Here is a 10,878-nt window from a genome sequence, read left to right on the forward strand (position 1 = left end):
GATCTTGCCGAAGCTGGGCAGGAAGTTGTCTTCGGCGTTGACGGCGTTTATCCGGCATTCAAGCGCGTGACCGCGGATGACGACGTCATCCTGGGTGAACGACAGCTTGTTGCCGGCGGCGATGCTGAGCATCTCCTTGACGATGTCGATACCGGTCACCATTTCCGAAACCGGGTGCTCTACCTGGACACGAGTGTTCATCTCGATGAAGTAGAAGCGACCGTTCTCGTACAGGAACTCGAAAGTACCTGCGCCACGGTAGCCGATGTCGATGCACGCCTGAACGCAGCGAGCGAACACTTCCTGGCGAGCCTTCTCGTCGATGCCCGGTGCCGGTGCTTCTTCGAGTACCTTCTGGTGGCGACGCTGCAGCGAGCAGTCGCGGTCACCCAGGTGCACGGCGTTGCCCTGACCATCGGAAAGGACCTGGACTTCCACGTGGCGTGGGTTGGTCAGGAATTTTTCCAGATAGACCATCGGGTTGCCGAACGCTGCGCCTGCTTCGGTGCGGGTCAGTTTCGCGAAGGCGATCAGGTCTTCTTCCTTGTGTACCACGCGCATGCCGCGACCACCGCCGCCGCCGGCGGCCTTGATGATCACCGGGTAACCCACTTCGCGACCGATGCGCAGTGCCGTTTCTTCGTCTTCCGGCAGCGGGCCGTCGGAACCCGGAACGGTCGGTACGCCGGCTGCGATCATGGCGTGCTTGGCCGAAACCTTGTCGCCCATCAGGCGGATGGTTTCAGCTTTCGGGCCGATGAAGGCGAAGCCGGAGTTCTCGACCTGTTCGGCGAAGTCGGCGTTTTCCGCGAGGAAGCCGTAGCCTGGGTGAATGGCGGTAGCGCCGGTCACTTCGGCCGCGGCGATGATGGCCGGGATGTGCAGGTAGGAGTGGGCAGCGGATGCCGGACCGATGCAGACGGACTCGTCTGCCAGGCCCAGGTGCATCAGTTCCTTGTCAGCCTTGGAATAAACGGCGACGGTCTTGATGCCCATCTCTTTGCAGGCGCGCAGAATCCGCAGTGCGATCTCACCGCGGTTGGCGATCAGAACTTTTTCCAACTTCGCAGTCATCAAAGGCTCTCCGCGGTTCAAACGATGGTGAACAGCGGTTGGTCGTACTCAACCGGCTGGCCGTCTTCGACGAGGATGGATTCGATCACACCACTGGTTTCGGCTTCGATGTGGTTCATCATCTTCATGGCTTCGACGATGCACAGCGTGTCGCCTTTCTTCACGGTCTGGCCGACTTCAACGAAAGCAGGCGAGGTTGGCGAAGACTTGCGGTAGAACGTACCGACCATCGGCGAACGGGCAACGGTGCCGTTCAGCGCTGGAGCAGCAGCGGCAGCAGGGGCTGCTGCAGCGGCAGGAGCGGCGGCAGCGGCTGGTGCTGCTGCAACTGGAGCCTGCATCGGAGCCGGCGCGTAGTACTGCTGAGCCGGGGTCTTGCTGTTACGGCTGATGCGTACGGACTCTTCGCCTTCCTTGATCTCGAGCTCGTCGATACCGGACTCTTCCAGCAATTCGATCAGTTTCTTAACTTTACGGATATCCATGAATCATCAACTCCCAAGGGTCGGTCAGGGGCGTTTAGCCTGTTGTTCAAGCTGCTCTAGGGCGGCCTCCAGGGCCAGTCGGTAACCGCTGGCGCCAAGGCCGCAGATCACTCCCACAGCTACATCGGAGAAGTAGGAGTGATGGCGGAAAGGTTCGCGTTTGTGCACGTTGGACAAATGCACTTCGATGAATGGGATGCTCACTGCCAGCAACGCGTCACGTAATGCGACACTTGTATGTGTAAAAGCTGCCGGGTTGATCAAAATGAAATCCACGCCTTCATTGCGGGCAGCATGGATCCGGTCGATCAATTCGTACTCGGCATTGCTCTGCAGGTGCATCAGATGATGGCCGGCTTCACGGGCACGCCGTTCCAGGTCCTGGTTGATCTGCGCCAGTGTCGTGGCGCCATAGGTGCCCGGTTCGCGGGTGCCAAGCAAGTTCAGGTTGGGTCCGTGCAGAACCAGTAGCGTCGCCATCGGCTGTTCCCTGTTATCTGTGGGCAAGGTGATTTGTGGCAAATGCCAGAACCCGGCGACTATGCCGCAAAGCCTTTGTGACTGTCCAGTTCTCTGCAAAAGCCGACACGATGTCCGATGTTTGCGCGAAATATGTGACCGCTTGATTAAATCCGGTCATTCGCCCTGGCAATACGTTCGGCGAAGTCTCTGGCACTGATCTCTCCGATGACTCGAACATCGGTGCGTTCCACGCCGTCCTTGCCGAAAAACATGAGTGCCGGAGGGCCGAACAGCTTGTAGCGATCGAGTAGCGCGCGTTGTTCGGCATTGCTGGCCGTGATATCGAAGCGAATCAGTCGATAGCCCTTGAGGCGTTCGATGACGGTGGCGTCGTTGAGTACTTCGTGTTCGATGACTTTGCAGCTGATGCACCAGTCCGCATACCAGTCGAGCAGTAGCGGGGTGCCGGACGAACGGGCGTCGGAAAGAGCACGATCGAGGTCTGCCGGGTTGCTGACGGTTTGCCAGGCGCTGCTGTCGGCGGCAGGTTCGAGGGCGGCCGTTGTGCGGACCTGGCCAATCGGGTTGAACGGATCGCTCTGGCCGCTGAAACCGCCGTACCAGCAGGCCAGTGCATAAAACAGCAGAAACATCCCCAGCAATTGGCCCAGGCGTTTTCTCGGCGGTTTATAGACAAACTCCAGGGCGCCCATGAACAGACCGACGCCGCCAGCCAGCAAGCCGATCAGCAGCAAGGTGACCTGGCCCGGCAACACCCGGCTGAGCAAGCCGATCGCCAACCCGAGCAATAACACGCCGATCGCGTTTTTCACGTAGATCAGCCATGGCCCGCTTTTCGGCAGCCAGGCGGCGCCACCGGTCGCCACCAGTAGCAGCGGGGCACCCATGCCCAGGCCCAGCATGAACAGCTTCAAGCCACCGCCCAGGGCATCGCCACTGGCGCTGATGTACAGCAAGGCTCCAGCCAAAGGTGCCGAGACGCAAGGTGAAACCAGCAGGCTGGAAACCACCCCCAGTACGGCCGCGCCCCAGAGCGAGCCGCCTTCGGTGCGACCGGCAATGCGGTCCAGCCGGCTGCTGATGGCGTGCGGCAGCTTAAGTTCGAACACGCCGAACATCGCCAGGGCGAACAGGGCGAAAAACATCGCAAACGGAACCAGCACCCAGGCCGATTGCAGGCGTGCCTGCAAATTCAACTGCGCACCGAACATTCCCATCAGCGCGCCCAACAGGGCAAAACAAGCGGCCATGGGCAACACGTAGGCCAGTGACAGATTGAAGCCGCGCAGACCGCCCACCTGACCACGCAGCACCACGCCGGACAGGATCGGCAGCATCGGCAGTACGCAAGGGGTGAAGGTCAGTCCCAGTCCCGCGAGGAAAAACAGCGCCAGCTCACGCCAGCCCCAATCATGGGGTGTGGAGGCCCCCTCGCCGTCGATGCTCAAGCGCTCGGTTTCGGGGGGATAGCACAGGCCTTTGTCGGCGCAGCCCTGATAGGTCACGGCCAGGGTGAAGGCGCGTTGATCATTGCGCGGCAGTTCGACGTCGAGAATGCCGTGATAGACCTCGACATCGCCGAAATACTCGTCGTGCTTCTTTTTGCCCTGGGGCAACTGCGCCGTTCCGAGTACGACGTCGGCAGGCTCGGTGCGGAACTGGAAGCGATGCCGGTAGAGGTAGTAGCCCTCGGTGGCGACGAATCGCAGCTTGATCGATTGCGGCGTGCTTTCGACCAGGCTCAATTGAAAGGCTTCGCGCACCGGCAGGAAGTCGGCGCTGTTATTGATCGAGCCCAGGGTCGAACTGGGCCGGTTGTCCAGCAAGCCAGTGGCGTTGGCCGGCAAGAAAAATAGGAATAGCAGCAGGCAAAACAAACGGCGCATGTCGATCTCGCGTATCGGAACTGGGGGGATGATAGCGGACAGTCGCGCGGTATGCAGAGTCAGGGATCTGTGGTGAATGAGCTGACGCCATCGCGGGCAAGCCCGCTCCCACAATAATTGAAGGTGCTCACAAAATCTGTGAACACCCTCCAACCCTGTGGGAGCGGCGGTGCGACGATTCGACTTGCCCGCGATGGCGGTGGATCAGACTCGGAAGGCCTGCACGGCCGTATGCAGCCGTCCACCCAATACCAGCAGATTTTCCCCTTGCTCGCGCCCCTCGCCAATGCGCAACAGGTTGTCCCCGCCCAATTGGTGAATGCGTTCGCTGTGGTCGCGGATCTCGCTGACGGCGCCGCTCTGTTGAGCGGTGACATCGGCGATGCGCACGGCTGTATCGGCGATGGTCTGGATCGCACCGACGATCTTGTCCAGCGCGCCGTCCGCTGCCTGGGCCTGATTGGCCGTGGCCTCGGCATGCTCGACCTGGGCGCGCATACCTTCGACCGACTGTCGTGCGGCGGCTTGAAGACCGGCGATCAGCGTCTGGATTTCGGCGGTGGCGCCCGCAGTGCGTTGTGCCAGTGAGCGGACCTCTTCGGCCACCACGGCAAAGCCACGGCCCATTTCTCCGGCGCGGGCCGCTTCAATAGCTGCGTTGAGCGCCAGCAGGTTGGTCTGGTCGGCAATCGAGCGAATCACCGTCAGCACGCCGCCGATGGTCGCGGACTCCTCGGCCAGGTGCTCGATCATCTGTGCATTGCCTTGCACCTCATCCACCAGCGCATGCAGGCCGGTGAGGCTCTGGCCGATGACTTTCTGCCCGTGCTCCACCGCTTGCCCGGCATGACGGCTGGCGTCGGCGGCCTGGCTGGCGTCGCCGGCCACTTGCTGGATGGTCGCCTCCAGTTCACCCAGGGAGTCGCGGATCATCGCGGTATCGCCGGCCTGATGTTCGGCGCCGCTGTGCAGGTCGTTGCTCAGTTCGGCCAGGGTACGGCTGCTGCCGGCGACTTGCTCGGCATTGAGGCGAATGGTGCCCACCAGATCCACCAGATAGGCGCGCAAGCGATTGAGCGAGGCTTCGATGTCGTGCAATTCGCGGTTGGTCTTGCCCAGATGGATGTCCTGGCTGAAGTCACCTTCGGCCCAGGTCGAGAGCGCGGGCGCAAGATTGGTCAGGGTTCGGGCCAGGCGTCGCTGCAGGGTGTCGATGAGCAGGGCGATCAGCAAAATCAAACCAATCATCATGCCTTGCATCAACCGCACTTCACTCTGGATTTGCCCGTGCTGGGCGCGAACCACAGGCTCCAGGCCGGCGATGGCCTTTTGTACGTCGGCGATTTTCAGGTGAGTCGCGGTGCCGAGGTCGGCCCGCTTCTGGATCTGGTCGCGAGTACGTGCCAGTTCAGCCGGGTAGCGTCCCAGCAGGCTGTTGAGTTCACGCTTGAGACCGACGCCAGCGTCTTCGGCCACGGTTTTCTCGTTGTTTTCCAGGCCCATCATCGCGGCGAAATCATCGGTGTTCGAAGCACTGCTGGCGGCCACGCCGAGCAACGGCAGGGCGTCGAGTTGCTCGGCCTGGGTGCGGATACTGGTCACTTCGCGCTCAACATCGGCGGCCAGTTCGCTGCGACCGCTGCTGACCAGTTTGTCGCGTGCCAGAGACAGTTTGCCCAGGTGTTGGGAGGCGGCAAGCAAGGGCGTCAGGTACGCCGCATTGCTGCCGGCGTACTGGCTGAGTTGATCGATGCTGGCGCCCAGTTCACGTTCGGCTTGCAGCAGCAGCGCCTGCGGGTCGCCGGCGAGCTTGCCGGCGGCCAGCAGGTCGGTTTTGCTGAAGTCGCTCAGGTTCGACAGGCTGGGACGCAAGGTTCCGGCCAGTGCCGGTGGCAGCTCCGCGAGTTCTTTTTGCAGGTTGTCGATGGCCTGGCTGGCACCGCTCAAGCGCAGGGCGTCGCCGCTGGAGAGGTAGTCCTCGATATTGCGCGCCACTTCATTCTGAAACTGCTGGGACAGGCCCAGGTAACGCTCCATCAGCAGGTACGGACGCTCCAGGGCCTTTTGCGACCACCAGAGTGTGGCACCGAGGGCCACGCACACGGCAACTAAAAGGAGAGTGTTGAGATTGGTCAACAGCTTCAGGCGCATTGAGGTACTACCAACGGCGGAATGGTAAGTGCCTGAAGTTATTGCGTTTTTATTACAAGGTTATGACGGCTGGGCTCATTTGCGATGAAAAAGTGGCATTTTGCTTTGACGCCTGTGCGGCTTGCACACGGTTGCGTCCTGCACCCTTTGCGCGATACAGCGCCTCGTCCGCCTGGCTGGACATTAAAAGGCTGTCGGAGTTTTCACTCATCTCGACCACGCCGGCGCTGAAGGTGCACCAGAGATCCTGGGGCTGGGCGGGGTAATGAATCTCGGCAAAACGCTGGCGGATTTCATCCAATACGTTCCAGGCCGCCTCCAGGTCCGTGTCAGGCATGACGATGGCGAATTCTTCGCCGCCGTAGCGGCCGATGAAGTCGGTCTTGCGCAGCCGCTGCTTGAGAAAGAGCGCCAGGCTCTTGATCACCCGGTCGCCCATGGGGTGGCCGTGACTGTCATTGACCCGTTTGAAGTGGTCGATGTCGAGCATGGCGAAGCTCAACGGTTTGTTCTCGCGGCGGGCGCGGAACGAGCAGTCCTCGAGCAGTTGCAGAATATGGGTGTGGTTGTACAGGCCGGTCAGGCTGTCGCGGACCATCCGCGCCTTCAGGTTGCGCGCCCGTGCCGCGCGGTTGCGCACGGTGGTGATCAGGTGCCGGGGCTTGATCGGCTTGGTCAGGAAGTCGTCGCCGCCCTCGCTCATCGCGTCCAGTTGTTTGTCCAGGTCGTCTTCGGCCGACAGGTAAATGATCGGCACGCTGACATAGCGGTCGTTGTGGCGGATCACCTTGGCCAGTTCCGTACCGGTGCAGGCCGGCATATACATGTCGAGAATGATCAGGTCCGGTTGGAAGTCGGCCAGTTCGGCCATGGCCTGGATCGGCTCGGTCAGGGTTCGGGTCACGATCCCGGCACTGTTGAGCAGGCGTTCGGTATGCAGGGCCTGGGCTCGCGAATCGTCGATGATCAGCACTTTGAAAGGTTCGTACTGGGCGGAGCAGGTCAGCACTTCGATTTTTTCCAGCAGGCTCGATGCTTCGAGCGTGCCGGTGAGAAACTCCTGACCTCCGGCGCGCACGGCGGCCAGGCGTGTCGGCGTGTCGGTTTCGTGCAGGCTGAAGAACAGCAGGGGTAAACGCTGCTCAAGGCCTTCCTGAGCCTCGGCGGCCAGTTTCAGGCCAACACCGGGGCCGCTGAAATCCACGTCCATGACAATCGCCGCGGGCAGCCGCTCGACCATTGAGGAGCGGAATGCCGCCACACTGTCCAGGGCCTGGGCACTGAGCCCGAAGAACTCCAGTTGCTTGGCCAGGCGCTCGGCACGGTCGTGGTCCTGCAGCATCACGTAGATAGGTTTGCGCAACGGCGGCAGGAACGTTTGGTCGAGCTGATCGCCGTGACGCAGGCCGGTACGCGACAGGCGCTGCATCAAACGGTTGAGGTCGGTGATCAGGCCGCTGCTCAGCCGCCCTCGATTGGCGTCGACAGCCTCGAGCGACTGACTGATGTGACGCGCCAGTTGAATGTGTTCCGGCTGTTCGAAGCGCTCGGCGAATCGCAACAGGCGAAGATTGGCCTCGCTCAGTTCCGATAAATCGTTGGTGGACCATTCGCTGCGCTGCAGGCGCTGCCATATCTCAAGAATCTGACGAGCCTGATGAATTACCCGCTGGGCAAAGTGGTGCTTGAGGCGCTCGCGGCTGGGGTCTTCTGGCTCGGTCATATCCTGACTACTAGTTAGGGTGCACACTGAGATCGACTGGTGGCTCTATGCTAGCACCACTTTTCGATGACATGAGTGTTTGACGTCAATAATCTGCGTCGTGAGTGCATTCAGTTTCTGACCGGATAGTCTGTAAATGGATGATGATTCCTTGGCGAGCCCTTTGAATTCGGGGCTTTGTGGCTTTTATGTGGATGTTTTCCAACGAATGTTGGCGCACGGCTGCCCGCTTTTGCGCAGGGGTTGCCGGAGTGAATCCGGGAGGGAAATCGAGCGTAAGGGATATAGGGGATTCCCTGATGCGTTCACTCCGGAAGCGGACAAAAGCATTCGGCAAAACGGTTTCTGGCACGAGAGTGTCGGGCGCAGCGGTATTTAATAAGTGCCGTGCCATAAAATTCCGGCTCGGACCCAACGGCGAGTGCCGGGCCAAGGCACGTTGCTGTATGGTTGTGGTCGAACCGATGAACTCAAGTGATTGAAAGGATATCGCCATGCTGGACTGGAAGAATCGCGCCGGTAGCGCGCCCGAACGTGCTGCTGAACCGAAGTCGGAAACCCGCAGTTATCTGGGCGGTTTGTTGTTCAGCCGGGCGCTGGCGACGCTGATCGGCATCTACCTGTTGGTGACGATTGCACTGGGCTGGTACTGGAGCGAGGAACCGGCATTGTTCCCGGTGCAGCAGACTGCACAACTGGCGGCCGAGAAAGAAGGCAAACAGATGGTGGTTGGCTATACCACGGTGGAAACCCTCAAGACCGTTGCCGGCACCTTGCTGACCAAGCCGGGCGGCTACATTTCCAATGACCGGTTCCCGCCGGGCCTGTGGATGGACAACATGCCGAGCTGGGAATACGGCGTGCTGGTGCAGGTGCGTGATTTGAGTCGTGCGTTGCGCAAGGACTTCGCCCGCTCGCAATCGCAGTCGGCCGAAGACGCCGATCTGGCCAAGGCCGAGCCGCGCTTCAACTTCGACAACAAGAGCTGGGTGCTGCCCTCCAGTGAGTCCGAGTACCAGGAAGGCATCAACTCCCTGAGCCGCTATCAGGCGCGGCTGTCGGATCCGAATCAGAAAACCGCGCTGTTCTATGCCCGTGCCGACAACCTGAACAACTGGCTGGGCGACGTCGGGACTCGTCTGGGGTCGTTGTCGCAACGCCTGTCGGCCAGCGTTGGCCGGGTCAAGCTCAACACAGCGTTGAAAACCGAAGTCGTGGCACCGGGTGTGGCCCCTCAGGTCGACGAGGAAATCGTCGAGACCCCATGGATGCAAATCGACAACGTGTTCTACGAAGCCCGCGGCCAAGCCTGGGCCTTGTCACATTTGCTGCGCGCCATCGAAGTCGACTTCGCCGACGTGCTGGCCAAGAAGAACGCCACGGTCAGCGTGCGTCAGATCATTCGTGAGCTGGAAGCTTCGCAGGAGCCAGTGTGGAGCCCGATGATCCTCAACGGCAGTGGCTTCGGTGTGCTGGCCAACCACTCGCTGGTCATGGCCAACTACATTTCCCGGGCCAACGCGGCGGTGATCGATTTGCGTCAACTGCTGAATCAGGGCTGAGCCATGGTCGACAGCTACAACGACAACCTGCGCGAGGCGGCCCACCGGGCCGCTTCCGATGCCGAGCAAATCGCCTGGGTCGACGAGCAGGACAACCTGCTCGGCGCGCTGGTCCGCTCCGACCTGCGCGAGCGCGGGCTGATCGGGCGCGGCACTTACATCATGTTGTTCAATTCCGCCGGTGAACTGTGTGTGCATCGCCGAACCCTGAGCAAGGCGATTTATCCGGGGTACTGGGATGTGGCGGCGGGCGGCATGGTGCTTGCCAGTGAAACCTACGCCGAGTCGGCGGCCAGGGAGCTGGAGGAAGAGTTGGGTGTGAGCGGGGTGGAACTGACCGTCCACGACCACTTTTTTTTCGAGGACACCGGCAACCGCCTCTGGTGTTCGGCGTTTTCGGCCGTGTGGGACGGCCCATTGATCCTGCAACCGGAAGAAGTGCTCGAAGCGCGCTTTTTACCCATCGAAGACGTGCTGCGCGACATCGAGCAAAAGCCTTATTGCCCGGACTCCCTGGCGGCATTGAAGCGCTATCTGCGTTCGCGCTCCGGTGACGTCGCAAAAGAGCTATAAATTGGCGCCGATTGGCTCTTAGCAATCGGCGTTTTTGCCGTTACACTGCGCGACCTTTTCAAACTGAACCGGTATTGCTGTATCTGTAGGAGCGAGCAGGCTCGCGATGATCGTCAACGATAACGTTGGCATCCTGACACCCCGCGGTGGCTGGTCTTCCATCGCGAGCGTGCTCGCTCCTACAGGGATCCACCGTTTCAGAAGCGCTGCCCCTGCCTGAGTGGGGCTTCGCGGTCGATGACCTTGCCCAAGGTCGCGACCAGTCTTTGTCCTCCCAAGAGGATTGCCGGTGGCCAAAAAAGCCGCATCCTTCGCCGCCCTGGGCGGCCTGGTATTTTCCACCGACGCAGGTCGTCATTGCCCGGAATGCAATAAGCCGGTGGACGCCTGCATCTGCAAACAGACCGTTATCCCGGCCGGCGACGGCATCGCCCGCGTGCGCCGTGAAAGCAAGGGCCGTGGCGGCAAGACGGTGACCACCATCACCGGCGTGCCGTTGGCTGAAGACGCGCTCAAGGAACTGGCCACATCGTTGAAAAAACGCTGTGGTACCGGTGGGGCGTTGAAAGACGGAGTCATTGAAATCCAGGGCGATCATGTCGAGCTACTCTTGGCTGAACTGATCAAACTCGGTTTCAAGGCGAAGAAATCCGGCGGCTAGCAGCCTCTGTGAAGACCACCCGCGGCTTGATCCGGTCCTGAGTCTCTCAAGACCGGCGTCGTCTCCATGGTTTTCACAGAGCCTGTTCATGACCGGTCTCTAAACTCACAGCGGACGGCGAGGTCTACCCCCTCGTTGACGAACCGTCATTTTCATTCTTTAGACTGCGCCGGCCTGAAACCAGGCGACGCACCATGACTTCTTTATAGGGGACTTCGATGTCCGTACGACGCACACGCAAAGACGATGGCAGCCAATGGACAGTTGCGGACAGCCGCAG

The 10,878-nt window shown here is 60.7% G+C and carries 9 protein-coding genes; 3 read left to right on the forward strand and 6 right to left on the reverse strand.

Annotated elements, in window-relative coordinates:
- From ACQKP2_RS30120 to gcbA, 6 genes are all read right to left on the reverse strand, one after another.
- A partial coding sequence (locus ACQKP2_RS30120) for an acetyl-CoA carboxylase biotin carboxylase subunit (RefSeq protein WP_427581973.1) occupies positions 1-1,074 on the reverse strand: 1,074 nt, incomplete at its 3' end.
- Positions 1,075-1,091: 17 nt separating this feature from the next.
- Positions 1,092-1,559 (reverse strand): acetyl-CoA carboxylase biotin carboxyl carrier protein, encoded by a 468-nt coding sequence (accB, locus tag ACQKP2_RS30125; RefSeq protein WP_427581974.1) that lies wholly within the window; start codon positions 1,557-1,559, stop codon positions 1,092-1,094.
- A 24-nt stretch (positions 1,560-1,583) separates the two neighbouring features.
- A complete protein-coding gene (gene aroQ / locus ACQKP2_RS30130) occupies positions 1,584-2,039 on the reverse strand; it encodes a type II 3-dehydroquinate dehydratase (protein ID WP_427581975.1) in 456 nt (151 codons plus the stop codon).
- A 146-nt stretch (positions 2,040-2,185) separates the two neighbouring features.
- Entirely contained in the window at positions 2,186-3,928 is a 1,743-nt protein-coding gene (locus ACQKP2_RS30135; protein WP_427581976.1) for a protein-disulfide reductase DsbD, read from the reverse strand.
- Between the two features lie 204 nt (positions 3,929-4,132).
- A complete protein-coding gene (locus tag ACQKP2_RS30140; RefSeq protein ID WP_427581981.1) occupies positions 4,133-4,681 on the reverse strand; it encodes a methyl-accepting chemotaxis protein in 549 nt (182 codons plus the stop codon).
- Between the two features lie 1,450 nt (positions 4,682-6,131).
- A complete protein-coding gene (gcbA, locus tag ACQKP2_RS30145) occupies positions 6,132-7,802 on the reverse strand; it encodes a diguanylate cyclase GcbA (RefSeq protein ID WP_427581977.1) in 1,671 nt (556 codons plus the stop codon).
- Between the two features lie 494 nt (positions 7,803-8,296).
- On the opposite strand from gcbA, the gene ACQKP2_RS30150 reads away from it, so the two are divergent.
- The 3 genes from ACQKP2_RS30150 to ACQKP2_RS30160 all read left to right on the forward strand — a co-directional run bounded on the left by ACQKP2_RS30150 (position 8,297) and on the right by ACQKP2_RS30160 (position 10,598).
- Complete coding sequence (locus ACQKP2_RS30150; RefSeq protein ID WP_427581978.1) at positions 8,297-9,364, forward strand: DUF2333 family protein; 1,068 nt, start codon at positions 8,297-8,299, stop codon at positions 9,362-9,364.
- Positions 9,365-9,367: 3 nt separating this feature from the next.
- A complete protein-coding gene (locus ACQKP2_RS30155) occupies positions 9,368-9,937 on the forward strand; it encodes an NUDIX hydrolase (protein WP_427581979.1) in 570 nt (189 codons plus the stop codon).
- A gap of 289 nt (positions 9,938-10,226) precedes the next feature.
- On the forward strand, positions 10,227-10,598 hold the full coding sequence (locus ACQKP2_RS30160) for a translation initiation factor Sui1 (RefSeq protein ID WP_427581980.1): 372 nt from the start codon (positions 10,227-10,229) through the stop codon (positions 10,596-10,598).
- Positions 10,599-10,878 lie beyond the last annotated feature (280 nt).

The sequence above is a fragment of the Pseudomonas sp. NPDC089569 genome, from assembly GCF_050280625.1.
GTDB lineage: Bacteria > Pseudomonadota > Gammaproteobacteria > Pseudomonadales > Pseudomonadaceae > Aquipseudomonas.

Coding starts and splice junctions, on each gene's coding strand:
- gcbA (WP_427581977.1), bottom strand. CDS start 7,802: ATGACCGAGCCAGAAGACCCCAGCCGCGAGCGCCTCAAGCACCACTTT.
- ACQKP2_RS30150 (WP_427581978.1), top strand. CDS start 8,297: ATGCTGGACTGGAAGAATCGCGCCGGTAGCGCGCCCGAACGTGCTGCT.
- accB (WP_427581974.1), bottom strand. CDS start 1,559: ATGGATATCCGTAAAGTTAAGAAACTGATCGAATTGCTGGAAGAGTCC.
- ACQKP2_RS30140 (WP_427581981.1), bottom strand. CDS start 4,681: ATGATCGAGCACCTGGCCGAGGAGTCCGCGACCATCGGCGGCGTGCTG.
- ACQKP2_RS30135 (WP_427581976.1), bottom strand. CDS start 3,928: ATGCGCCGTTTGTTTTGCCTGCTGCTATTCCTATTTTTCTTGCCGGCC.
- aroQ (WP_427581975.1), bottom strand. CDS start 2,039: ATGGCGACGCTACTGGTTCTGCACGGACCCAACCTGAACTTGCTTGGC.
- ACQKP2_RS30155 (WP_427581979.1), top strand. CDS start 9,368: ATGGTCGACAGCTACAACGACAACCTGCGCGAGGCGGCCCACCGGGCC.